21 protein-coding genes are annotated in these 23,990 nt (G+C 70.2%); 6 read left to right on the top strand and 15 right to left on the bottom strand.

Going from position 1 to position 23,990, the window contains the following annotated elements:
* Window positions 1-32: 32 nt before the first annotated feature.
* On the top strand, window positions 33-1,028 hold the full coding sequence (locus AC0IY1_RS17660; protein WP_471771263.1) for a MaoC family dehydratase: 996 nt from the start codon (window positions 33-35) through the stop codon (window positions 1,026-1,028).
* 4 nt (window positions 1,029-1,032) lie between these two features.
* Here AC0IY1_RS17660 and mtnA read toward each other — a convergent pair whose 3' ends face one another.
* The 6 genes from mtnA to trmD form a co-directional block, all read right to left on the bottom strand.
* A complete protein-coding gene (mtnA, locus tag AC0IY1_RS17655; protein ID WP_471771260.1) occupies window positions 1,033-2,130 on the bottom strand; it encodes an S-methyl-5-thioribose-1-phosphate isomerase in 1,098 nt (365 codons plus the stop codon).
* A 119-nt stretch (window positions 2,131-2,249) separates the two neighbouring features.
* A complete protein-coding gene (gene serA, locus AC0IY1_RS17650; RefSeq protein ID WP_471771258.1) occupies window positions 2,250-3,842 on the bottom strand; it encodes a phosphoglycerate dehydrogenase in 1,593 nt (530 codons plus the stop codon).
* 107 nt (window positions 3,843-3,949) lie between these two features.
* Window positions 3,950-5,128, bottom strand: coding sequence for a phosphoserine transaminase (locus AC0IY1_RS17645; RefSeq protein ID WP_471771257.1), 1,179 nt, complete (start codon window positions 5,126-5,128; stop codon window positions 3,950-3,952).
* Between the two features lie 228 nt (window positions 5,129-5,356).
* A complete protein-coding gene (locus tag AC0IY1_RS17640; RefSeq protein ID WP_471771255.1) occupies window positions 5,357-6,730 on the bottom strand; it encodes an MFS transporter in 1,374 nt (457 codons plus the stop codon).
* Window positions 6,731-6,846: 116 nt separating this feature from the next.
* Window positions 6,847-7,671 (bottom strand): TauD/TfdA family dioxygenase, encoded by an 825-nt coding sequence (locus AC0IY1_RS17635; RefSeq protein WP_471771253.1) that lies wholly within the window; start codon window positions 7,669-7,671, stop codon window positions 6,847-6,849.
* 147 nt (window positions 7,672-7,818) lie between these two features.
* On the bottom strand, window positions 7,819-8,520 hold the full coding sequence (trmD, locus tag AC0IY1_RS17630; RefSeq protein ID WP_471771251.1) for a tRNA (guanosine(37)-N1)-methyltransferase TrmD: 702 nt from the start codon (window positions 8,518-8,520) through the stop codon (window positions 7,819-7,821).
* 71 nt (window positions 8,521-8,591) lie between these two features.
* Between trmD and AC0IY1_RS17625 the strand changes: the two genes are divergently transcribed.
* Complete coding sequence (locus AC0IY1_RS17625) at window positions 8,592-9,404, top strand: methyltransferase domain-containing protein (RefSeq protein ID WP_471771249.1); 813 nt, start codon at window positions 8,592-8,594, stop codon at window positions 9,402-9,404.
* Window positions 9,405-9,584: 180 nt separating this feature from the next.
* Here AC0IY1_RS17625 and AC0IY1_RS17620 read toward each other — a convergent pair whose 3' ends face one another.
* Together AC0IY1_RS17620 and AC0IY1_RS17615 are read right to left on the bottom strand one after the other, a co-directional pair.
* Complete coding sequence (locus tag AC0IY1_RS17620) at window positions 9,585-10,619, bottom strand: Atu2307/SP_0267 family LLM class monooxygenase (RefSeq protein WP_471771247.1); 1,035 nt, start codon at window positions 10,617-10,619, stop codon at window positions 9,585-9,587.
* 149 nt (window positions 10,620-10,768) lie between these two features.
* Window positions 10,769-11,170 carry a DoxX family protein gene (locus tag AC0IY1_RS17615; RefSeq protein ID WP_471771246.1) on the bottom strand — a complete coding sequence of 134 codons (402 nt, stop codon included), beginning with the start codon at window positions 11,168-11,170 and terminating at the stop codon, window positions 10,769-10,771.
* A gap of 124 nt (window positions 11,171-11,294) precedes the next feature.
* On the opposite strand from AC0IY1_RS17615, the gene AC0IY1_RS17610 reads away from it, so the two are divergent.
* The 3 genes from AC0IY1_RS17610 to AC0IY1_RS17600 all read left to right on the top strand — a co-directional run bounded on the left by AC0IY1_RS17610 (window position 11,295) and on the right by AC0IY1_RS17600 (window position 15,874).
* Window positions 11,295-12,197 (top strand): LysR family transcriptional regulator, encoded by a 903-nt coding sequence (locus AC0IY1_RS17610; RefSeq protein ID WP_103709711.1) that lies wholly within the window; start codon window positions 11,295-11,297, stop codon window positions 12,195-12,197.
* Window positions 12,198-12,414: 217 nt separating this feature from the next.
* Window positions 12,415-14,106, top strand: a complete 1,692-nt coding sequence (locus AC0IY1_RS17605) for a methyl-accepting chemotaxis protein (protein WP_471771244.1) — start codon at window positions 12,415-12,417, stop codon at window positions 14,104-14,106.
* A 235-nt stretch (window positions 14,107-14,341) separates the two neighbouring features.
* Window positions 14,342-15,874 (top strand): sensor domain-containing diguanylate cyclase, encoded by a 1,533-nt coding sequence (locus AC0IY1_RS17600; RefSeq protein WP_471771243.1) that lies wholly within the window; start codon window positions 14,342-14,344, stop codon window positions 15,872-15,874.
* A 59-nt stretch (window positions 15,875-15,933) separates the two neighbouring features.
* On the opposite strand, the gene rimM is transcribed toward AC0IY1_RS17600, so the two are convergent.
* The 4 genes from rimM to AC0IY1_RS17580 all read right to left on the bottom strand — a co-directional run bounded on the left by rimM (window position 15,934) and on the right by AC0IY1_RS17580 (window position 18,939).
* Complete coding sequence (rimM, locus tag AC0IY1_RS17595; protein WP_103709708.1) at window positions 15,934-16,620, bottom strand: ribosome maturation factor RimM; 687 nt, start codon at window positions 16,618-16,620, stop codon at window positions 15,934-15,936.
* A 14-nt stretch (window positions 16,621-16,634) separates the two neighbouring features.
* Window positions 16,635-16,997 carry a 30S ribosomal protein S16 gene (gene rpsP / locus AC0IY1_RS17590; protein WP_055957770.1) on the bottom strand — a complete coding sequence of 121 codons (363 nt, stop codon included), beginning with the start codon at window positions 16,995-16,997 and terminating at the stop codon, window positions 16,635-16,637.
* Window positions 16,998-17,101: 104 nt separating this feature from the next.
* The gene (ffh, locus tag AC0IY1_RS17585) at window positions 17,102-18,676 is read right to left on the bottom strand and encodes a signal recognition particle protein (RefSeq protein ID WP_055957773.1); all 1,575 of its coding nucleotides are present in this window, start codon (window positions 18,674-18,676) and stop codon (window positions 17,102-17,104) included.
* Between the two features lie 38 nt (window positions 18,677-18,714).
* Window positions 18,715-18,939, bottom strand: a complete 225-nt coding sequence (locus AC0IY1_RS17580) for a glutathione S-transferase (protein WP_471771240.1) — start codon at window positions 18,937-18,939, stop codon at window positions 18,715-18,717.
* Between the two features lie 328 nt (window positions 18,940-19,267).
* On the opposite strand from AC0IY1_RS17580, the gene AC0IY1_RS17575 reads away from it, so the two are divergent.
* Window positions 19,268-19,519 (top strand): hypothetical protein, encoded by a 252-nt coding sequence (locus AC0IY1_RS17575; protein WP_082513250.1) that lies wholly within the window; start codon window positions 19,268-19,270, stop codon window positions 19,517-19,519.
* 115 nt (window positions 19,520-19,634) lie between these two features.
* Here the strand turns inward: AC0IY1_RS17575 and AC0IY1_RS17570 are convergent, their stop codons facing one another.
* The 3 genes from AC0IY1_RS17570 to AC0IY1_RS17560 form a co-directional block, all read right to left on the bottom strand.
* Window positions 19,635-20,717, bottom strand: a complete 1,083-nt coding sequence (locus AC0IY1_RS17570) for a class I SAM-dependent methyltransferase (RefSeq protein WP_471771238.1) — start codon at window positions 20,715-20,717, stop codon at window positions 19,635-19,637.
* Window positions 20,714-21,610, bottom strand: coding sequence for a prolipoprotein diacylglyceryl transferase (gene lgt, locus AC0IY1_RS17565; RefSeq protein WP_471771235.1), 897 nt, complete (start codon window positions 21,608-21,610; stop codon window positions 20,714-20,716). The genes AC0IY1_RS17570 and lgt overlap by 4 nt, the downstream gene beginning before the upstream one ends.
* Window positions 21,611-21,770: 160 nt before the next feature.
* Window positions 21,771-23,921, bottom strand: a complete 2,151-nt coding sequence (locus tag AC0IY1_RS17560) for a methyl-accepting chemotaxis protein (RefSeq protein ID WP_471771232.1) — start codon at window positions 23,919-23,921, stop codon at window positions 21,771-21,773.
* Window positions 23,922-23,990: the final 69 nt, after the last annotated feature.

The following is a 23,990-nucleotide window of genomic DNA, read 5'->3' as shown; positions in this document are numbered from 1 at the left end:
CTCGTTGAACCCCAGTGCCTGAAAGGACCCGGATGACCGGCATCGCCTTCGAGGACTTTGCGCCCGGTACGGTGATCGAAGGTGGCCCGGCGACGGTGACGGAAGCCGAGATCATCGCCTTCGCGCGTGAGTTCGACCCACAGCCGTTCCACCTCGACCCGGAGGCCGCGAAGACGACCTTCGTCGGTCAGCTGATTGGCTCCGGCTGGCAGACCGCCGGCTTCGGGATGCGCCTCCTGCAGCAACATGTCTTCCGCGGTGCCACCTCGATGGGGTCGCCCGGGATCAACGAGCTGCGCTGGCTGCGGCCTGTCCTACCGGGCGACCGGCTGAGCATCTCAGTCCGGGTCGATACCTGCCGGGCCTCGAACACCAAGCCGGATCGCGGCTTCGTCGGTTTCGCCATGACCGTCCTGAACGGGGATGGTGAGAGCGTGCTGACCCAGATCTTTACGGTGATGTTTCCGCGCCGCGGTGCAGCGTCTCTGCCGCCGCGGACCGTAGTTCCGGCGGACGCGCCACCGCCCAGGGAGCCCCACGACGCCGAGCAGCTCCACTTCCTCGAAGCGGCTCCCATCGGTGCGGTGCGCGACCTCGGCGGACACCAGTTCACGCCTGAGACCGTCATGGCTTTCGCCCGGGCCTACGATCCGCAGGCGTTCCATCTCGATCCCGAAGCCGCCCGCCAGACCCATTTCGGGGCTCTCTGCGCGTCCGGCTGGCACACGGCCGCTGCTTGGATGAAGCGGCTCCACATCACCCGCGCCCGCGACTTTGCCCATACGGCGAAGACCGGTCCGGTCCCGCAACTCGGTCCATCGCCGGGCTTTCGCGATATGCGGTGGCTGGCACCGGTCTATGCTGGCGACACGATCCGATACAGCTGCACCCTGATCGACAAGCGCGAGACCGCGTCGCGGCCCGGCTGGGGCCTCGCAACCCACCAGAACACCGGTCTGAACCAGCGCGGCGAGAAGGTCTTCGCCTTCACCGGCTCGGTGTTCTGGCAATGGGCGCCCGGCGCCTGACGCGTCAGGCGGCTTTGCGCCGCTCCGGGTAGAGGCCGAGAAGCCCCTCGGCATCGGCCGCGGCGACGCCGCGCTCGGTTATAATACCAGTGACGAGGCGAGCCGGCGTCACATCGAAGGCTGGATTTGCCACCGGGCTTCCCGGCGAAACGACCTCGACGGTGGCGAAGCCGCCGTCCGCCAGACGCCCGGTGAGATGCGTGACCTCGCGGCCGTCGCGCTCCTCGATCGGGATCTCGCGCACGCCGTCGTCGAGGGTCCAGTCGATCGTCGAGAAAGGCAGGGCGGCATAGAACGGCACCCGATTGTCGCTGGCGGCCAGCGCTTTCAGGTAGGTTCCGATCTTGTTGCAGACGTCACCCGAGGCCGTGGTGCGGTCCGAGCCGACGATGCAGACGTCGATGGCGCCGTGCTGCATGAGGTGGCCGCCAGCATTGTCGGCGATGACGGTATGCGGGACGCCGTGGGCCTTAAGTTCGAACGCGGTCAGGGCGGCACCCTGGTTCCGGGGGCGGGTCTCGTCCACGAAGACGTGGACTGGCACGCCGGCATCGTGGGCCACGTAGATCGGCGCCAGGGCCGTTCCCCAATCCACTGTGGCGAGCCAGCCTGCGTTGCAATGAGTCAGTACGTTGATGGTGCGGTTCTTCAGACGATGCAGGTCGCTGAGGATCTGCGCGCCGTGAACGCCGATGGCGTGGCAGCTCTCCACATCTTCCTCGGCGATGCGGCCGGCCTCCGCGTAGGCGAAGGCCGCGCGCTCGGCCTCCGGCACCGTCCTGAGCTTGGCGGCGACCCGGTCCAGAGCCCAACGGAGGTTGATCGCGGTCGGCCGTGTCGCGGCGAGCGTCGCCACAGCCCGGTCGAGCCCGGCTTCGGAGGCAGCCGCCCGCAGGCCGAGGGCGAGCCCGTAGGCGGCCGTGACCCCGATCAGCGGCGCTCCGCGAACCACCATGGTACGGATCGCCACCGCGGCGTCGTCCAGAGTCGACAGCGTCTTCAGCTCGAAGGCGAAGGGCAGGCGGGTCTGGTCGATCACCGCCACGGAGGCACCATCCTCGGCGGCGAAGATGGTGCGGTAGGGCTTGCCGTCGATCTTCATGGGGCGGATCCAGGTGCTGGCGGGGCCGAGGTCGCGAGGCCTCTTCGTCGGACGGCGTTTACGTCAGAATGCCCTCGGTAGGCCAGCGTGCGGCCCGATCCGTCGCGATTGCGGAAGTCTCAGAATCGGAGGGGGCGCACGCGCTTCACCTGCGGGATTGCGGCGATGCTCGCCAGAACCGCCTCGGTGACCGGCGCGTCGACGGCGCAGAAGCAGATGGCATTGCCGCCCTTCCCGTCGCGTCCGAGGGCGACGGTCGCTACGTTGACGCCGGCCGCGCCGAGTACGCCGCCGAAGTGTCCGATGAAGCCCGGCTGGTCGTGGTTGCGCACGTACAGCATGTGCTCCGCGAAGGCGGCGTCGATCGGGATGGAGCGGATCTCGATCATGCGCGGCTTGCCGTCGTGGAAGACCGTTCCGGCGGCATCGCGCGGCATGTCCTCGGCCTCGACGGTGATGCGGATCACCGATTCGAAATCGGACGTCGCACCGGCGCGGGTGACCTCCTCGACCAGGATGCCGCGCTCGCGCGCCACCGCCGGAGCGGAGACCATATTGATCCCCGAGAGGACCGGACTGAGCACACCGGTGACGGCAGCCGCCGTGAGTGCGCGGATATTCATCTCCGCGACCGCACCTTCATACGTCACCCGGATGCCGCGGATCGGCGCATCGGTGAGCTGGCCCAGGAACGAGCCGAGGTTCTCGGCCAGGTGCACGAAGGGCCTCAAGCGCGGCGCCTCGTCGGCCGAGATGGACGGCATGTTGACGGCATTCACGACGGCGCCGCTCAGCAGGTAGTCGGCCATCTGCTCGGCGATCTGCAGGGCGACGTTCGCCTGTGCCTCGTTCGTCGAGGCGCCGAGATGGGGCGTGCACACCACGTTCGGATGGCCGAAGAGCGGGTTCTCGTAGGCCGGCTCGGTCGCGAACACGTCGAAGGCGGCGCCCGCGACCCGGCCGGACTCGAGCGCCGCGCGCAGGGCGACCTCGTCGACTAGGCCGCCGCGGGCACAGTTGATGATGCGGACACCGGGCTTCGTCTGTCCCAGGGCGTCGGCCGAGAGGATGTTCCGGGTCCGCTCGGTCAGGGGAACGTGCAGGCTGATGAGGTCGGCCCGGGCGAGAAGCGCGTCGAGTTCGAGCTTCTCGACGCCGATCTCGGCGGCGCGCTCCGGCGTCAGGTAGGGATCGTAGGCGATCACCTTGAGCTTGAGGCCGATCGCCCGGTCGGCGACGACGGCACCGACGTTGCCGCAGCCGATGATCCCCAGGGTCTTGCCCGTGAGCTCCGTCCCCATGAAGCGGGCCTTCTCCCAGCGGCCGGCCTGGGTCGAGGCGTCGGCCCGGGGGATCTGCCGCGCGAGGGCGAACATCATCGCGATGGCGTGCTCGGCGGTGGTGATCGCGTTGCCGAAGGGCGTGTTCATCACAATGACGCCGCGGGCGGTGGCCGCCGCCACGTCGACGTTGTCGATCCCGATTCCGGCGCGGCCGACCACCCTCAGGCGGGGGGCCTGCGCCAGCAATTTGGCCGTGACCTTGGTGGTGGAGCGGATCGCCAGACCGTCATAGGCACCGATCAAGGCGGCGCAGGCGTCGCGATCACGGCCGAGCTGCGGCCGGAAATCGACGTCGAGGCCGCGGTCGCGCAGGCGCTGCACGGCCGCGTCGGAGAGGGCGTCGGAGATGAGCACCTTGGGCGCGGGCATGTCGGCGTCCGGCTCGGGTGGGGGAGAACCGACGCGCGACGGAGCCGGACAGCGGCTCCGTCATGCGCTCGGTATACGACGCGGGTGACGTCGAGGTCGCGCGGGTGTCAGGCGGCCCGGGCGAGTTTCGCCTTCTCGGCCGCGAAGGCCCAGTCGAGCCACGGGGTCAGGGCCTCGAGATCCGAGGATTCGACCGTGCCGCCGCACCAGATCCTGAGGCCGGCCGGGGCGTCCCGGTAGGCCCCGATATCGAAGGCGATGCCCTCGCGGTCCAGGGTGTCGGCGATGCCCTTGGCGACCGCGCCGACCACGGCGTCGCCCATCGCGAGGATGTCCGGGTCGGTGATGACGAGGCAGACGCCGGTGTTGCTGTAGGTGCCGGCATCGGCGGCGAGGTGGCCGATCCAGGGGGTGCGCGCCACCCAGTCGTGGATGACCTTGGCGTTGGCGTCGGCCCGGGCGTGCAGCGCCGGCAGGCCGCCGATGCGCGCGGCCCATTTCAGGGTGTCGAGGTAATCCTCGACCGCCAGCATCGAGGGCGTGTTGATGGTGTCGCCCTTGAAGATGCCCTCGATCAGCTTGCCGTCCTTGGCGAGGCGGAAGACCTTCGGGACCGGCCAAGCCGGGACGTTCGATTCGATTCGGGCCACGGCGCGGGGCGAGAGCACGATCATGCCGTGTGCGGCCTCGCCGCCCATGACCTTCTGCCAGGAGAAGGTGACGACATCGAGCTTGGCCCAGTCGAGGGGCATCGCGAAGGCGGCCGAGGTGGCGTCGCAGATGGTGACGCCCGCGCGGTCGGCGGCGATCCAGTCGCCGTTCGGCACGCGGACGCCGGCGGCGGTGCCGTTCCAGGTGAAGATCACGTCGTTGTGCCGCGTGTCGACGGCCGAGAGATCGGGCAGGACGCCGTAGGCGCCGACATGCACCCGCGGCGCGATCTTGAGTTCCTTGAGGGCGTCGGTGACCCATTCGAGGCCGAAGGCCTCCCAGGCCACGACCTCGACGGTCTTCGGGCCCAGCATCGACCACATCGCCATCTCGACGGCGCCGGTGTCGGAAGCCGGCACGATGCCGATTCGGTAATCCTCCGGCACCTGCAGGACGCTGCGGGTAAGGTCGATGGCCTCCTTCAGCTTCGCCTTGCCGATGGCCGAGCGATGCGAGCGGCCCAGCGGCGCGTCGGCCAGGGCCTCGAGGCTCCAGCCCGGACGCTTGGTGCAGGGGCCGGACGAGAAATTCGGCACGCGGGGGCGCGTGGCGGGTCGGTTGGTCACGTGCGTCATCCTTCCAGATGAGAGCTCCTCGTTGGGGAGGAGTGGCCCGAAGACGCCAATGGACCCGCGCCGCACGGGACGCAAGCGTTCGCCGTGCCGCCGGGGATCGGACCGCGCGGTCGGAACGGCATCCAAGCGTTGTCCCATGCCGCTTGCCGGGGGAATCACCGGCTGCGCAGGCGCGAGGAGCGGGCGCGAGAACAAGCAAGACAGGACGCGGCAGGGATCGAACCGCCGTCAGGCCCCGGCAACCGTGTCGCGTAACGTCGCGAAGACGCCGCTCGCCAGGAACGTCAGACATCCGAGAACGATGACCGTTTCGCGAAAGGCCTGAACGTAACCCTCCGGGGTTTCTCCCGGCAGGAACGCGTTCATCAGCAAGGATCCGACGGCGATGCCGAGACTCATCGAAAAATATTGCATCGTCGAGGCCATGGAGGATGCCATGGCGATGTCACGGTCTTGAATATCCACGTAGATCAGCGTGTTCATCACGGTGAACTGAAGGCCCGTGAGACAGCCATAGACGAAGAGATACGCGGTCAGGAATGGGACGCCCGTCCGGGGCCCCAGGACGGCGAATCCGCCGATGGACAGGGCCACCAGCGCGGTATTCACCAGCAGAAACCATCTGTAGCCGGACCGGCTGAGGATACCGGGCACAAGTCTCTTCGCAACGATCGATCCGATGGCTTGCGGAACGAGCATCAAGCCCGCTTCCGTCGGCGGCCAAGCGCACCCAACCTGAAGAAAGATGACCAGTATCAGGAACATACCGGAGATCCCGAGGCGCGCGAGGAGATTTCCCAGCATGGCGACGGCCACGCTGCGCACCTTGAACAACCGGAGGTCGACGAGAGGATCCCGACAGCGTCGGCTCCAACCGATATACAAGGAAAACAGGACGATCGCGCCGGCCAGGGCGGCCCCGCCTTGCGCCTTGGAGGCCACGACGGTCTCGGCGCCGGTGAGGAGCAAGACCGACCCGGCCCCGAAGATCGCGAAGCCGAGACCGTCGAACCGTTTCCAGGCCTCTGCCCGGAAGTCGATCATGTGCCGGTGGTTGAGTACCAGCGCGAAGATCCCGATCGGGAAATTGATCAGGAAGACCGTGCGCCAGGATATATGCTGCGCGAGAAACCCGCCCAGGAACGGCCCGATCGTGGCGCCGACGAGCCCCACCGTCGCGACGGTGCTGATCGAAGCGATCAGCTTCGCCGGGTCGATGCTGCGGACCATCACATACCGTCCGACCGGGAGGAGGGCGGCGCCCCCGATGCCCTGCAGGACCCGAGCGGCGACGAGCTGGGACACGCTCGCGGAGAGGCCGCACAGGCAGGAACCGACGGTGAAGACGATGATCGCACCACCGAAGACGCGCTTCGTCCCGAAGCGCTCGCACAGCCAGGGCGTGGCGGGAATACAGACGGCCAGGGTCAGGACGTAAGCCGTGAGAACCGGATGCAGATCCAGCGGCACGATCGAGAAGGCGGTCGCCACGATAGGAATTGCGGCATTCACGATGGTGGCATCGACGGCCTGCATGAAGGCCCCGATCGAGACGAGGAGAAGTAGCCAGGAATGATTCTCGCTTGCCTTCCTTCCGGTCATCCCAAGCTCTTTCCGTTCGGTCCCTGAAAGCGACGGCTGCCGACGGCGTTCAGCGCGATGCGCGGTCGGCCCGAGCAGCCCGTCAGGGGATCGGGGCCGTTCCCTCTCTGAGAGGGTTACGGTGCAACGAAGCCCAGTGATAAGTTTGCGCAGAGTGGCCCGGAGGCGTCGAAGTTCAGGCGACGCATGGTCCGTTTCTCGTCACTTGGAAACGCGGTCCGTCCGTGAACGATCGCGGTGTTGTCGGCGATCAGGATATCTTGTTGCTCCAGTCTGAACTGGATTTGATGATTCCGATTTTCGAAGAACGCGCAGAGAGCAAGGTAAGCTTTTCGCGCAGTTGCGCTCGGTGTCACGCATGCCGACCCATCGGACATGCGAAATTTCAAAGCGATTCGACCATCGGCATTCAGGCGAAAAACAGAGTTTCGACTTGATTGCCCTTTCCGTTCGACCAAGAGTGCGTCTCCATCGAATAAAGTATGGATGTCCCGCGGTAACGAGGAACTCAGAGATCTAAAGGCAGATTTTGCGCTCGCCAATATTGTATCTCCCCCGGTTTTCGTTGCGAAGACGCATTGCAGAGAAATAATTTTTTCTGGCTTGTCCGAGTATGCGCCATCCGTATGGAGCAAATGTTCGCTATTGCTTGCGCCTATAAATCCGATCGCTTGATCGGAAGGGTCGATCGATACGATGCCGTCTTGATCTGCTCTTGGATGGGGCGTTGATTCGCCGAGAAGGTTTTTTAAAGCGCACAGATCCGCTCGACTTTCGGCCGCGTCTTCGCAACGCAGGATGACAAATCCGAATTCATTGAAGCGATCGACAAGAGATTGCTGATTTTGTTCAGACAAAGATTTGATATTCTTGATGTTTATGATTTGCTTGCTGGCGTCAAAATCTGCGTGAAATTCCTGATGTTCGGAGATGGGCATCATCGGCCTCGTCTGCACCAGACTGCGGGAGGCATATTAGCGACTCATCCTGTGAAGGATTGATGATGCGCGGTGCCCTATCCTTCTTTAGTCGTTCACGGCACCGGTCGACGACAGTAGAAGTGGTACTAAGCCCGAGGACTGCCCGAATCAATCCGCGCGGGAGCGCAGCAGGTCCGGGCGGCGCTCCCGGGTGAGGCGCAGGGCCTCGGCCCGGCGCCAGGCCGCGATGGCGCCGTGGTTGCCGCCGGTGAGGACCTCCGGGATCGCGCGGCCCTCCCAGTCCCGGGGGCGGGTGTAGTGGGGGTATTCGAGATGGCCGGTCTCGAAGCTCTCCTCGACGCCGGAGGCGACCTTGCCCATCACGCCCGGCAGCAGGCGCACGCAGGCATCGAGCACCACCAGGGCGGCGATCTCGCCGCCGGAGAGGATGTAGTCGCCGATCGACACCTCCTCGAGGCCACGCCCGGCGATCACGCGCTCGTCCACGCCCTCGAAGCGGCCGCAGACGACGAGCACGCCGGGCCCCTCGCTCAGCGCCCGGACCCGGGCCTGCGTCAGCGGCCGGCCGCGCGGGCTCATCAGGAGCCGGGGCCGGGCATCGTCCGGCGCGCCGGCAGCGTCGATGGCGGCGGCGAGGACGTCGCAGCGCAGCACCATGCCGGCGCCGCCCCCGGCCGGGGTGTCGTCCACCGCCCGGTGGCGGCCGAGGCCGTGCTCGCGGATGTCGCGGGCGTCCAGGCTCCAGGTGCCCCGCGCCAGCGCATCCCCCGACAGGGAGACCCCGAGCGGCCCCGGAAACATCTCCGGATAGAGGGTGAGGACGGTGGCGTTCCAGGGGCTGGCGGTCATGGTGCTTACTGGCGCGCGGAGACGCACCGGGTCAACGTGGCACCGATCCGGCGGCGGCGGGTTAACCCTTCATGGCTGCTTCCCGCTCGCTCCGTCCCCGGATCCTGGTCGCCCTCGTCCGGACCGTCACGCTGGCGCTGGCCCTGACGGGGTTCGTCCTGTTGCGGCCCGTCCGCGCGGCCGAGCCGCTGGCCCCGGCCGGGGCGCCCGCCTCGGCGTTCCCGAAGCCCGACCGGCCGGTGGCCGAGATCATCGCGCCGCTCTGGGCCTCCGAGGCGCAGCGCGATTCGGTCGACGAGGTCGGGCAGGTGATGCGGCTGATGGGCATCGCGGCCGGCCAGAGCGTCGCCGATATCGGCGCGGGCAGCGGCTACTACACGGTGCGTTTGGCCGAGCGGGTCGGCCCCCAGGGGCACGTCTACGCCGAGGACGTGACGCCCCGCTACCTGGCCGGCCTGGAGACGCGCATCGCCAGGAGCGCGCTCACCAACGTCACGGTGGTGCGCGGCGAGCCGCACGATCCGCGCCTGCCGCCGGCCTCCCTCGACGCCGCCGTGCTGGTCCACATGTACCACGAGATCGCCCAGCCCTTCGGCCTGCTCCACAACCTGGCGCCGATGATGAAGCCGGGCGGCAAGGTGGGGATCGTCGACGCCGACGACGTGCCCTCGCGGCACGGGACGCCGCCGGCGCTGCTCGCCTGCGAACTCACGGCCGCGGGCTATCGCCAGACCGGGCTCTCGGTGCTGGAGGGCGGCGTCGGCTACCTCGCGATCTACGAGGCGCCCGCGGCCGCCGACCGGCCGAATCCGGCTGCGATCCGTCCCTGCCGGGACGAGACCACCCGGCTCGGGACACAGGGCGCTGCGAAGCGCGGGCCTTAAGTGCGGGCGGTGAGCGCGGGGCGACGCGCGGATGCTCTGCCCGCCGCTGGACTGAACCCCGCTCACGCCGTCGATCCCGTCCTTCCTGGAGGCCGGGCTCGCGTGCCACCCCCGAACCGGTCTCGATCGGACCCGCCGCAGGACGCAGAACGACCGGTGATCCGGGATCCGCGAACCGCGTCAGCCGGCCGCCTTCAGCCGGGGCATCACCGCGGTGCCCAGCAGGGCGATCGACCGCTGCATGGCCTCCGGCTCCTGCATCGCCGAGCTCATCTGGAAGGTGAGGCGGGACAGGCCGCCGAGGGCAGCGTTGGCCGCCTGCACCTTCGCCGCGACCGTCTCCGGCGCGCCGATGAGGTAGGACCCGTCGGGCGCGCACATCGCGGCGAACTGCTCCGCCAGGCCCGCGCTCGGCCAGCCGCGCTCCGCCCCGATCTTGCCGAACATCTGGGCCCAGCCCGGATAGAACGCCTCCCGGGCCGCGCGGTCGGTGTCGGCGACGAAGCCGATGGCGTGGACGCCGACCTTCAGGGTCTCGGGGGCATGCCCGGCCCGGCGCCCGGCCTCGCGATAGAGCTCCACCAGGGGACGGAAGCGCGCGAAGCTGCCGCCGATGATCGCGACCATCAGGGGCAGGCCGAGGGTACCGGCGCGGGCGAAGGAGGCGGGTGTTCCGCCCACTCCGACCCAGATCGGGAGCCGGTCCTGGTACGGGCGCGGATAGACGCCCTGGCCCGTGAGCGGCGGGCGGAAGCGGCCCCGCCAGGTGACGTGGGTCTGCGCCCGCAGGACCAGCAGCAGCTCCAGCTTCTCGACGAAGAGGGCATCGTAATCCTCGGCCGCGAAGCCGAAGAGCGGATAGGCCTCGCCGAAGGAGCCGCGTCCGACCACGATCTCGGCCCGGCCCTTAGCGATCAGGTCGAGGGTGGCGAAATCCTGGAAGACCCGGACCGGATCGGCCGCGCTCAGCACGGTGACGGCGCTGGTCAGGCGGATGCGGCGGGTGCGGGCCGCCGCGGCTGCCAGGATGACCGCGGGGGCGGCGTCGAGGAACTCCGCCCGGTGATGCTCGCCGATGCCGAACACGTCGAGGCCGGAGCGGTCGGCCACCTCGACCTCGTCGAGCAGGCGCTCCATGCGCTCGGCGGCCGAGAGGGTGCGGCCCGTCTTCGGATCGGGGAGGGTGACGGCGAAGCTGTCGATGCCGATGTCCATGACGGGGTCTTTCCGGGGCGAAGTCTTGTGGAGGCGAAGTCTTGGGGCGGCGAAGTCTTGGGGAGGCGAAGGCGTATGACGGGCAGGGGTGGCGTCGCCCGGCCCCGAAGGCTCGGCGATCACCACCCCGTCGGCGGGGGCTGGGCCGATCAGCGACCCCGGCCGAGGAGCGAGAGGGTCTGGTCCCGGCGCAGCCAGGCCAGGGTCGCGGTCAGGACGAGGAGCACGACGGCCGGGGCGGCGGGCGTGGGCAGGACGACCAGGTGGGCGATCACGGCGCCCACCATGGTGCCGGCGAGCCAGAGGGCGGCGAGGCCGGCATAGCCCGGGATCAGCAGGGCGATGGCGCCGCCGACTTCCACGAGGCCGGTGACGATCCGGAACCACTGGCCGACGCCGATGAGGTCGTAGACCTGCACCATCATCGGCACGCCGGCGAGCTTGGCGCCGCCGGCCGCCAGGAAGACCAGGGCGAGCAGGATCTGCAGCGACCAGGCGGAGACGGTGCGGGCGCGCGAGGGGGCGGGAGAGGCGGTCAGGGTCATGGACATGGACGTCATCCGGGTCTTCGTTCGCCAGGGCCGGGGCGGCTCGGCTGTGGGCAACGATCTAGGTGGCTTCCTTCCCCCAGCGAAGCCTATATCTTTCGATGTGTCCCATCACCTGGACAGATGGATGCTCGACCAGCTCACCCTCGATCAGCTCCGCACCTTCGTGGCCGCCGTGGACACCGGCAGCTTCTCCGCGGCCGGGCGCAAGCTCGGACGGGCGCAGTCCCTGGTGAGCCAGTCCCTGGCCAACCTCGAGGCGCAGTCGGGGGTGAAGCTCTTCGACCGCTCCAGCCGCTACCCGGTGCTGACGGAGTCCGGGCGCGTGCTCCTGGCCCATGCGCGCGCCACCGTGGCGGCCGCCGAGACCTTCAAGGCTCAGGCGCGCGACCTCGCCGGCGGGCTCGAGCCGGAGGTCAGCATCGTCCTCGACGTGCTGTTTCCGATCCAGGTGGTGACGCGGGCGGTGGCGGCCTTCCAGCCGGCCTTCCCGGCGACGCCCCTGCGCATCCAGGTCGAGACCCTGGGGGCGGTGATCGCGCCGGTCCTCGACGGTCGCTGCGCCTTCGCGGTGGCGGGCGCGACGCCCCTGCTGCCCCCCGAGCTCGCCCGCGAGCCCCTGCGGCAGATCGAACTCGTGATGGTGGCGGCGCCCGACCACCCGCTCGCCGGCCGGCCCGGCCCGATCGCAACCGCCGATCTCGCCGAGCATGTCCAGCTCGTGCTGACCGACCGCAGCGACCTGACCAAGGGGCGGGAATTCGGTGTGTTCTCGCCGCGCACTTGGCGCCTCGCCGACCTCGGATCGAAGCACGCCTTCCTGCGCTCCGGCCTCGGCTGGGGCGGCATGCCCCTGGACGTGGTGGCCGAGGATCTCGCGAACGGCCAGCTCGTGCGCCTCGACGTCGCCGCCCTGCCGAAGGGCGGCCTGCTGCTGCCGATGTGGGCGGTCTACCCGATGGAGCGTCCGCCGGGACCGGCCGGCCGCTGGCTCATCGGCCAGCTGCGCGACGCCGCCCCGCGCCCCTGATCCGGGGGGCGGCCAGGTCGCGTCCGCGGCCATGCCGGCGATCAATGCCGGAGATCGCTGTCGATGATCCGCACGATCACGCGCTCTTGAATCAATTCAGCCAAAATAGCTCTGAAGTTGAATTGTTTTGGCTCAATGTAAATGCTGAGCGTCAACTGTTCTCCATCAAATTTTAACAGGACGGATCGATGATAGGCACTCAATTCGAGGCGTAACGATGCTGTTTTTATCCAAGATCAAGATCCTGCCAAAGCTGGCATCAGTCATCGGGCTGATCGCACTGGTCGTCGGCGTCTGTATCTGGTTCGCCCAGGCCCGCATGACGCAGATCGACGATGCCTATCGTCAGTTCATTTTCCAGGATGCCAAGGGTGCCGCGACGGCGCGCCGGGTGAATCGGATCGTCTTCGAGATGAACTACTGGGTCTACCGGATCATCGCCGAGACCGAGGAGGCCCAGCTGACGGCGGCCAACGCGGGATTCGAATCCACCCTCGCGCCGATGCGGCAGATCCTGGCCGACCTGCGCCGTCAGGCCCCGTCCTTCGAGACCCGCGTCGCGGCGCAGACCGCGCGCGTCGAGCGCTTCGTGCAGGACGTGACCGAGGTCCGCCGCCTGGGCACGGAGAATCGGAACGCCGAGGCCATCGCCCTCGTGCACCGGGCCATCGACCCGAACTTCGCCCTCATGGTCCAAGAGGGCAAGGTGCTCGGGGACGACATCACCAAGGCCCTGGACGAGGGCTCGGAGGCGCTCACGGAGAAGACCAACGCCACGCGCCACAGCCTGATGCTCTTCAGTGCCCTCGGCATGCTCGGCGGCCTCCTGGCCGCCGCCGCCGTGGGCGTCCTGGGGATCACCCGGCCGCTGGCCAGCCTCGTCCGGGTGCTCGAGCGCATGGCGCAGGGCTCCATCGAGGCCACGATCCCGGAGGCGCGCCGCGGCGACGAGGTCGGTGCCGTCGGGCGCGCCGTGGATGGCATCAAGACGATGGTGGCGCAGAAGGCGGCCGAGCAGGCCGAGATCCGCCGCATCCCCGACGCGGCCGCCGTGATGGAGCGCAAGCGCACGATGATCGAACTCGCCGACGGCTTCGAGCAGGCCGTGGGCGGCATCGTCGGTCTGGTCTCCTCCTCCGCCACGGAGTTGCAGGCCACGGCCCAGCAGATGACCGCGACGGCCCAGGAGACCGCGACTCAGTCCACTCAGGTCGCGGCGGCCGCCGAGGAGGCCGCCTCGAACGTCGGCACGGTGGCGGCGGCCGCCGAGGAACTCGGCAGCTCCGTTCAGGAGATCGGCCGCCAGGTCCAGGGTTCGGCGGGGCTGGCACAGGCCGCGGTCGGCGAGGCGGACCAGACGGGTCAGCTCGTCCAGGCCCTGCGGTCCACGTCGGCCCGGATCGGCGACATGGTCGGGCTGATCTCGAACATCGCCGGCCAGACCAACCTGCTGGCGCTGAACGCCACCATCGAGGCGGCCCGCGCGGGCGAAGCCGGCCGCGGCTTCGCCGTGGTGGCGACCGAGGTCAAGGAGCTGGCCGGGCAGACCGCCCGGGCGACGGAGGAGATCGCGCGCCAGATCGGCGAGATCCAGGGGGTCACCGACCAGGCCGTCACCGCCATCGGGGGCATCACCGGCCGGATCCGCGAGATCGACGGGATGGCGACGGGGATCGCCGCGGCGGTCGAGCAGCAGGGGGCCGCCACCCAGGAGATCGTGCGCAACGTCGCCCAGGCCGCCCAGGGGACGAACGCCGTGACCGGCAACATCTCCGGCGTGGCCCGGGCCTCGGAGGAGACCGGCGCCGCGGCCACGCAGGTCCTCGCCTCGGCCTCCGAACTGTCGCGCCAGTCCGAACACCTCAGCGCCGAGGTGAGCCGGTTCCTGTCGAGCGTCCGCGCCGCCTGAGATCGCGCGGGCGGGACCACCCGCCCACGTCAACCAAAACAGGTCCCGTGCCGGGGCCGCTCACCCGGGGAGCCAGCGCCGCGGCGCCGGCAGGCGCCCCCGGGCGACGATTTCCTGAGACAAAGTGGCTCTGGAGTCACCGCGCCGGGTCCCGGCTCCGGCGGCGACAAGCTCGGCTTAGGCATTGGGGTGCGATCAACCGAAGGAGCAGCAACCGGAGGTTTCAGACTCGCCGATGCGGATGACGCCGGATCTCACGGGCCACCTGCGCTCGGCGCGCGCCTGGATCGGGCTCGGCGTCCTGGCGCCGCTCGGCCTCCTCGTGGTGTCCGGCCTGATGCTGATCGACCTGCGGGTCGACGCCTGGGACAAGGCCGCGCAGACCTCGCGCAACCTGCTCCAGGTCATCGAGCGCGACATCGCCCGCAACGTCGAGATCATCGACCTGTCCCTGCGCGGCGTGGTCGACAACCTGTCGACGCCCGGCTTCTCGTCCGTGAGCCCGGCCCTGCGCCAGCTCATCCTGTTCGACCGGGCCGTGACGGCGCGGGACATGGGGGTCTTTCTCGTGGTCGACGAGAACGGCGACACCCTCTTCGACGCCAACGCGATCCCGGCACGGCCCCTGAACAACGCCGATCGCAGCTACTTCCGCGCCCATCGCGACCGGCCCGATCTCGGCCTGTTCATCAGCGAGCCCGTCACCTCGCGCCTGCTCGGCGTCCCCGTCATCGTGCTCAGCCGCCGGATCACCAAGCCGGACGGCAGCTTCGGCGGCGTGGTCCAGGCTTCCCTGAAGCTCACCTATTTCAGCCGCCTGTTCGCCAACATCGCCCTGGGTGCCAAGGGCGCGATCAATCTCTACGCCCGCGACGGGCAGCGCATCATGCGGCATCCCGAGATCGCGGGCGCCATCGGGGACAACGTCGCGGCCGCCACGTCCTTCCAGCGCTTCGTGCGGGAGGGCAGCGGCAGCTTCATCGCTAGCGCCGTGCGCAGCGACGAGCCGCGCCACCACACCTTCACGCGGATCGGCGATCTCCCCCTGATCCTGGCCGTGACCCTGGCACCGGACGAGATCGACGCCGAGTGGCGGGCCAAGGCCCTGGTGATCGGCAGCATCGTGCTGATCCTGTGCGGGCTCTGTGCCGGCCTCTCGCTGCTGTTCGGACGCGAGCTCCGGCACCGGGGACGGATGCAGCGGGAGCTGGCCCGCCTCTCCCTCACCGATCCGCTGACCGGCCTGCCGAACCGGCGCCGCTTCGAGGAGGCCCTGGCGGACGTCGAAGGCGGGCGCGTCACCCGCGACGAGCCCCTGTCCCTGCTGGTCATCGACGTGGATCACTTCAAGGCCGTGAACGACCGTTACGGGCACGCCGTCGGGGACGAGGTCCTCAAGGGCCTGGCGCGCTGCCTTCAGGCGAGTGTGCGCCACCCGGGCGATCTCGTCTGCCGCGTGGGCGGGGAGGAATTCGTCATGCTGCTCCCCGGAACGGAGGTGGCGAGCGCCCAGCGGGTCGCCGACACCGTGCATGCCGAGGTCCATCGCCTCGGGCTTCCGGCCGCCGGCATCCCGGCCGGCGCCCTGACGGTGAGCATCGGCCTGGCAGGGACCGCGCCCGCGAGCGCCGCGGGCGGCGGCGCCACCGACCTCTACCGCGTCGCCGATGCGGCGCTCTACGCCGCCAAGGCGAGCGGTCGCAACCGGACCTGCAGCCGGTCAGCGGCGTGCGAAGGCGCATCGGGCGAGGACGCGGAGGCCGCCTGAGGGCCGGCCGCCTCGCGCGGCCGGGCGCAGGCAGAGCCGCGCGCGGCGCCCCGTTCGCCTCAGGCGGGCTCGTCCGGGGGGCGGGGCTGGGCCGGTGCGAACAGGTCGTCCGGCGGATCGACCACGACGCGGCCGCCGGCGACGTCGAGTTCCGGCACGAAGGCCTTGGTGAAGGGCAGGAGGGCGGTGGCGCCGCCCAGGGCCGGCTTGATCTCCAGGAGATCGCCGCCGCCGTAATTCGGCACGTCCGCGACGGTGCCCAGGACGGCGCCCTGGGTGTCGACCACCGAGAGGCCGACGAGGTCGGCCGTGAAGAACTCGTCCGCGTCCGACACGGTGCCGAGGCGCTCGCGGGGCAGGAACAGGGCGAGGCGGTTGAGGCCTTCCGCACCGGTCCGGTCGGTCACGCCCTTCACCCGCACGACCAAGAGGTCGGGGGAGGCGCCGCCGGCCTGGCGGACGTCGGTCAGGTCGATGCGGCGGCCGTCGGCGCCGATCAGCGGCCCGTAGGACGCGATCGCCTGCGGGTCGCCGGTGTAGGATTTCAGCCGGACCTCGCCGTTGAGCCCGTGCGCCCGCCCGAACTCGCCCATCTGGACGAGGCTCGGGTCGGTGGGCGGCAGGGGCGCGTCGGCCTCGGGCCGCGGCCGGTGGGCCGAGGTGGCCGCATCGCTGCCGATGCGGCCGGGGCGCGCACGGCGGCCACCGTCACCGTGGGATGAAGAGCCTCCGGGACGGCGGGCCATGCGCGGATCCAGCCTCAGGCCGCGGCGTCTTCGGCCGGGGCGGCGGCCTTCTCGGCGCGCTTGGCGGCGCGCTCCTTGGCCTTCTCGCCCGGCTCGGCCTTCTGCGGGTTGTTGCGCGCGGGGCGCTTGGCGAGGCCGGCGGCGTCGAGGAAGCGCAGGACGCGGTCGGTGGGCTGGGCGCCCTTGGCGAGCCAGGCCTGGATCTTGTCGGCCTCGAGCACGATGCGGGCCGGATCGTCCTTGGCCTTCATCGGGTCGTAGACGCCGACCTTGTCGATGAAGCGGCCGTCGCGGGGCGCGCGGGCGTCGGCGACGACGATGCGGTAGTACGGGCGCTTCTTGGCGCCGCCACGGGTGAGGCGGATCTTGAGGGACATGGGTCTACTCCAAAGGTCAGTGTGTCGTGTGAGGGCGAGAAGCGCGTAGCGAATGGCGAGTCCGTGGGCGTGAACCCGACTCGCTATGCGCTACGCCCCCGTCGCTACTTCTTCTTCCCGAAGGGAAATCCGCCGAGACCCGGCAGGCCGCCGGGGCCCTTGGGACCCCCGAGCCCGGGCAGGCCCGGCATCTTGCCCCCGAGGCCCGGGGGCATCGGGGGGAGCTTGCCGCCGAGCTGCTTCTGCATGTCGGCGATCATTTCCGGCGTCGGCTCCGGCATGCCGGGGGGCAGGCCGGGCATGCCGCCCATTCCACCGCCGCCCATGCCTCCCGCACCCATGCCGAACATCGAGCCGAGGGCCTGGCCGATGCCGCGCTTGCCCGAGCCCATCGCCTTCATCATGTCGGCCATGGTCCGGTGCATCTTGAGGAGCTTGTTCAGCTCCTCCACCTTCGTCCCCGAGCCCGCCGCGATGCGCTTCTTGCGGGAATTCTTGAGGATGTCGGGATTCTTCCGCTCCTGCGCGGTCATCGACGAGATGATGGCCCGCTGGCGCTTGAACATGTTCTCGTCGAGGTTGGCGTTCTCGACCTGCTTCTTCATCTGGCCCATGCCCGGAAGCATGCCCATCAGGCCGCCGATGCCGCCCATCTTCTCCATCTGGCCGAGCTGCATCGACAGGTCGTCGAGGTCGAACTTGCCCTTGCGCATCTTCTCCGCGGTGCGGAGCGCCTGCTCGTGGTCGATGGTCTCGGCCGCCTTCTCGACGAGGCTGACGATGTCGCCCATGCCGAGGATGCGGTTGGCGACGCGGGAGGGGTGGAATTCCTCCAGGGCGTCGACCTTCTCGCCGGTGCCGACGAGCTTGATCGGCTTGCCGGTGACGGCGCGCATCGACAGGGCCGCGCCGCCGCGCGAATCGCCGTCCATGCGGGTCAGCACGATGCCGGTGACGCCGAGGCGCTCGTCGAAGGCGCGGGCGGTGTTGACCGCGTCCTGGCCGGTCAGCGCGTCGGCGACGAGGAGCACCTCGTGCGGGTTGGTGGCGGCCTTGACCTCGGCCGCCTCCGCCATCAGCGCCTCGTCGAGGGTGATGCGGCCGGCGGTGTCGAGCATGACCACGTCGAAGCCGCCGAGGCGCGCCGCGTCCATGGCCCGCCGGGCGATCTGCACCGCCGACTGGCCGGCGACGATCGGCAGGCTCTCGACCTCGACCTGCTTGGCCAGGATCGCCAGCTGCTCCATCGCGGCCGGACGGCGGGTGTCGAGGGAGGCCAGCAGCACCCGACGCTTGTCGCGGGCGACGAGCCGGCGGGCGATCTTGGCGGTGGTGGTGGTCTTGCCCGAGCCCTGCAGGCCGACCATCAGGATGGCGACGGGGGCGGGGGCGTTGAGGTCGATGATGCCGGCTTCCGAGCCCAGCATCGCCACGAGCTCGTCGTTGACGATCTTGACGACCATCTGGCCGGGGGTGACCGACTTCAGGACGACGGCGCCGACGGCCTTCTCGCGCACCTTCTCGGTGAAGCCGCGCACCACCTCGAGGGCGACGTCCGCCTCCAGCAGGGCGCGCCGGACCTCGCGCAGGGCGGCGGTGACGTCGGCCTCGGTCAGGGCGCCGCGGCGGGTGAGACCGGAGAGAATCCCGGAGAGGCGATCGGACAGGCCTTCGAACATGCGTCAGGCTCCCTGGACCGGCATCGTCGTCGGACCGGTCACTGGTTCACGCCCGCGCTCTCGGCCCGGCGCGCCTGGAGCGCATCCTCGAAGCCGCGGATCGCCTGGGCGAACTTGTCCCGGCACTCCGGGTTGCAGAACCCCACCACCGCGCCGTTGTAGAGGGTGAGCGAGTCGGCCGCGATCGGCTTGCCCGACCACGGGCAGGTGTCGTTCACCGCATCCTCGATGCGCAGGGTCGTGTTCGCGGCGGCGTTGGGCATCGGGACTCGCGACGACGGCTTGGACGGGGCCGACGCCCTGTCCCCAACGCGAAGCTCGCCCGAGGGCGCATCGCGCTGTCGGGCGTTGACCTCCGGCCTCGTGGGGCCGGTCGGCGTTCGTGATGACGATCAGACCGTCGAATGAATAGGGAGGCGGTTAGTCCGATGGCGGGGGCAAGTCAAGTTTCGCGGGTCCGGCGGGGCTTCGCCCTTGACATCGGCTTGCCGTGCATGTAGGAATAATATCCTTATCGCCAATGCAGACGGCGCCGAATCATGCCCCGCCGGGGTCGGCGCATCGTGCCCAGACCCCGTTGTTCGAGGTGCCATGGTCGAACCGCCTGATCCCAGGACCCTCCTGATCGCGAACGAACGCGCGAAGCTGACGGCCACCTACGTGAACGGAGTGGCCATCGCCGTCCTCGCCGTGGGCGGCCTCGCGCCGCTGTTCTCCCAACGCGCCGCATCGGCGGCTCCACCCGATCAACCCTGGCTCACACCGGTGCTCTCCCTGCTTTGCATCTGCGTCAGCGGAGCCCTACATTGGGCGGCAAGAGGTTTTTTGCGGGAACTCCGGTAATGGACGCCCACACCCTGACCCTGCTGCTGTTCCCGCTCGGCGCCTTGGCGCTGGGCCTGGGAACGCTGTGGTTCGCGCGCCGCGCCCATTAAACCCGGCCGGCTGATTGATCCGATCAGCGCCCCGACGCCGGGAGCGCGGGCAGCGCCGTCAGGGTCGCGTCGGAAAATGCCATCGCCTTGAACAGGCTGCCCATGCCGCGCCGCGCGGGGTCGGTGAGGCGGGTCGCCGCCGCCAAGATCGCATCGCGCTGCACCGGGCTCGCGTCCCGTCCCAATCGCTCGGCGCGCGCGCGCAGGCCGAGGGCCAGGAGGAAGTCGCGCTGGTCCACGGGCCCGTGCAGGATCGCGCCCTCACCGAAGGCGGCCCGGCCGAGGGCGGCGAAATCCACGTGGGTGGTGAGGTCGGCCTCGCCGGGGGTGGCCAGCGGCGAAACGAAGGCGTGGCCGCGCAGAGCCTGGAGCGAATCGCCGAAGCCCGGCCGGACATGGCCGTAATCGACGAGGAGGACCGCGCCCCGGTCGGCGACGACGCGGCGGGCGAGGCTGCGCACGGCCTCGAGGGCGGCGCCCGGCAGGGTCATCAGGACGCCGGTGGGGCCGCTCGCGCTGATGCGCGTGTCCGGCTCCGCCGCCAGCCCGAATGCGAGGGCATTGCCGTCCGCCGAGAGGCCGACGAGGCGCTCGAACCAGCCGCGCTCGGCGCGCTGGAACTGGCGGACCGGGAGGGCGTCGAAGAACTCGTTGGCGATCACGAGGGTCGGGCCGGACGGCAGGGTCTCGATCGACGCGTGCCAGGTCGGGGCGGCGGCCGAGAGCCGGGACTCCTGCTCGGCCCGCAGCACCGGGCTGGTCTCCACCAGGTGCAGGGCCGGGCGCAGATCCGGGGCGGCGCGGCTCAGCGCCCGCAGGGCATCCTGCATCAGGGTGCCGCGGCCCGGGCCGAGTTCCACCAGGGCGAGGTCGGCCGGCGCGCCCATCGCGCTCCAGCTCGCCGCGATCCAGATCCCGATGAGCTCGCCGAACATCTGGCTGATCTCGGGGGCGGTGACGAAGTCGCCGCGGGACCCGAGGGGGTCGCGGGTGCGGTAGTAGCCGTGCACCGGATGGCCGAGGCAGAGGCCCATGTAGCGATCGAGCCCGATCGGACCCGAGGCCAGGATCTCGTCGCGGAGCGCGGCGAAGAGTGGGCTCGTCACGCCGGATCGACCTTCGCGGGCGAAGCGGCGACGTCCTCGATCGCCACGCGCGGACGGGTGGTGCCGCGCAGGGCCAGGACGATGGCGGTGATGCCGACGAGCGCCATCGGCACGCAGAGCACCATCCCCATGGTGATGCCCCCAGTCGACCAGCCCTCGGTGCCGAACAGGTAGCCGAGCTGGCGGTCGGGCTCGCGGAAGAACTCGCAGAACGTGCGCGCGATGGCGTAGCCGAGGACGAAGATGCCGCCCATCAGCCCGGGCTTGCGGAAGCCGCGGGCCCGCACCGCGATCATCATCACCACGAACAGGAGGGCGCCCTCGGTGGCCGCCTCGTAGAGCTGGCTCGGGTACCGGGGCAGGGGGCCGCCGGTGGGAAACACGATGGCGTAGGGGAAATCCGGGGCGATGCGGCCCCAGAGCTCGCCGTTCACGAAGTTGGCGATCCGCCCGAAGAACAGCCCGATCGGCACCACAACGGCGGCGAGGTCGAGGAGCGTGAGGGCCTGGAGCTTCCGGGAGCGGGCGAACAGCACCATGGCGAGCACCGCGCCGAGGAAGCCGCCGTGGAACGACATGCCGCCGTTGCGGATGGCCAGGATCTCGATGGGGTCGGCGAGGTAGAGCGGCAGGTTGTAGAACAGCACGTAGCCGATGCGTCCGCCGAGGACGACGCCCAGCGCCACCCAGACGATGAGGTCGTCGATGTCGTTCAGGCTCGGGCGCCGGACCACGCCCCAGTAGCGGTCCGCCGCCACCAGCCGGCGGGCATAGTACCAGCCGCCCAGCAGGCCGACGATGTAGGCGAGGGCGTACCACTTGATGGTGATCGGCCCGATCGCCACCGCCACCGGATCGATGGCGGGGAAGGGCAGGGCGAAGAGTGGCGGCATCGGCGAGGCGTCCCGGTTGAGCCGGGGCATTGGAGCCAAGCCCGCCGGGGGGTCAACCCCGCCAGGCACATGGCGGGCGGACGCCGCCGGCGCCTGTCATCCCGTCCTGCGGTCAGGCCGCGGGGGTGACGTACACGCGATGCCTCGCCTGCGGCCGCGATCAGGCGGCCCGGACGGTGGCGAGGAAGCTCGCGACTTCCGCGCGCAGCTGCTCGGACTGCCGGGAGAGGTCCGCGGAGGCGCGCTGCACCTGGTCCGCCGTCGCGCCCGCTTCTGCGGCCGAGCGGGCCACCGCCTCGATATCCTGGCTCATGGCCCCCGTGCCCGCGGAGGCCTGGCCCATGTTGCGCACGATCTCCTGGGTCGTCACGCCCTGCTCCTCCACCGCGGCGGCGATGCTGCTGGTGACGAAGCTCATGCCCTCGATCCGCGTGACGATGCTGCGGATCGCGCCCGTGGCGCCGGTGGTGGCCGAGCGGATGGCATCGACCTGCTCGGCGATCTCCGTGGTGGCCCGGCTGGTCTGCTCGGCGAGGTTCTTCACCTCCGCGGCGACGACCGCGAAGCCGCGCCCCGCCTCGCCGGCCCGGGCCGCCTCGATGGTGGCGTTGAGCGCCAGCAGGTTGGTCTGGCTGGCGATCTGCGAGACCAGGCCGACCACGTCGCCGATCCGGGTCGCGGCCTCGGACAGGGTCTGCATGGTGGCGGCGGTGCGGCCGGCCTCGTCGACGGCCTGGGACGACATGGTCGAGGCCTGCTCGACCTGGCGGCCGATCTCGCCGACCGTGGCGCCGAGCTCCTCGGCCGCCACCGCCACGGCGTTGACGTTGCCCGCGGTCTCCTGCGCGGTCGCCGCCACGGAGGTGGAGCGACGCGCCGTGCCGGCCACCGCCTCGGTCATGCCGGTGGCGGCGCCCTGCAGGTCGCCGGAGGCCTGCGAGACCGTGCCGACGATGCCGCCGACGGAGCGCTCGAAGCGGTCCGCGAGGTCACGCAGCAGGGCCCGCCGCTCGGTCTCCTCGCGCAGGCGGGCGGCCTCGGTGGTCTTCAGCTGCTGCGCGGCCTCCTCCAGGGAGATGTCGCGGATGGTGACGACGGCCCGGGCGATGTCGCCGATCTCGTCGGCGCGCCGGCTGCCCGGCACCTCGGCGAGGGATTCGCGGCGGGCCAGCGCCTGCAGGGCCCGGGTCAGCGCGCCGAGGGGACCCACGATGGTGCGGGCGAAGAGGAGGCCGAGGATCGCCGTGGCGGCCAGGACGGCCAGCGCCGTCACCGCCAGGGCGCGGGTGAGGGCGCCCACCGCCGCCAGGGTCTCGTCCTCGGCCTGCTCGGCCAGAATCGTCCAGGGCGCACCGAGCACCGAGACCTTGGCGGTCGCGACCATCCGTTGGCCGGCGCCGTTCGCGTAGGTGAAGGGGCGCTCGCTCGCGAGATCCGCCTGGTCGAGGCCGAGGGCGGTCGCGGGCTTGCCGGCCGTGACGGCCGGGGACAGGGGCGGGTTGGTCCGCAGGGCGCCGTCGGCGCCCACCGCGAGGATCTGGCCGGTCTCGCCGAGGCCGGCCCGGTCCGAGAGGGTGCGGTCGAACAGGGCGGGGGTCAGGCGCAGGAGGACGAATCCGATGCGCGCGGCCTCCTGGCCGGTGCTCATGGCGACGTTGGCGCGGCGGGCGATGGACCGGCCGATGAAGGCCGACGGGACGGCCTCCGCCGGGTAGGCGGCATAGTCCTCGTAGAGCGTCGCGTCGGATTCGGCGCCCTTGAGGCGCGCCACCAGGCGGGCGAGGCCGGTCGAGGCCAGCTCGGGCTCGGACAGCGCGCGGCCGAAATCGGCGCCCTTGGTGGTGGTATAGACGACGCGCCCGTCCTCCGACACGAAGACGAGATCGGCGTAGCCCGGGCGCTCGAGCAGCTTGCGGGCGACTTCCTGCACCTTGGCGTGGCGGCGCCCGTACATGGTGCCCGGAGCCTCGGCACCGAGGCGCGCCTCGAGGTTTGCGCCGCCCGTGTAGGTTCGGACGAGCCCGGCGAAGTCGGCCTTGGCGGGGTCGAGGGCTTCGGCCAGGTCGCCGAAATTGCCGCCGACCTGCGGGTTGCCCGCGACGGTGACGAGGTCGCCGCCGATCCGCTCGGCGATCAGCTCGATGCCGGCCTTCCGGGCCGAGGCGGCGAACTGGAGGCGTTCCCGGGCCGCGTCGACGAGGCCGGAGCGGGCGCTGTACCAGCTCAGCCCGCCCATCACCGTGGCGCTGACGAGGGCCAGGCCGACGGTGATCGCGGGCAGACGAAAGTTGAGGCTGGTCAAACGCGGCATTGGTTACGCCCGAAGAGGAAGTGCGGACATCGTTGCTAAGGGAGAAAGTTGAATTAAAACTTTCGTCCG

The organism is Methylobacterium sp. AC690, assembly GCF_979256535.1.
Note: the sequence above shows the minus strand (reverse complement) of the source record. Positions and strands in the feature narration are given on the sequence as shown.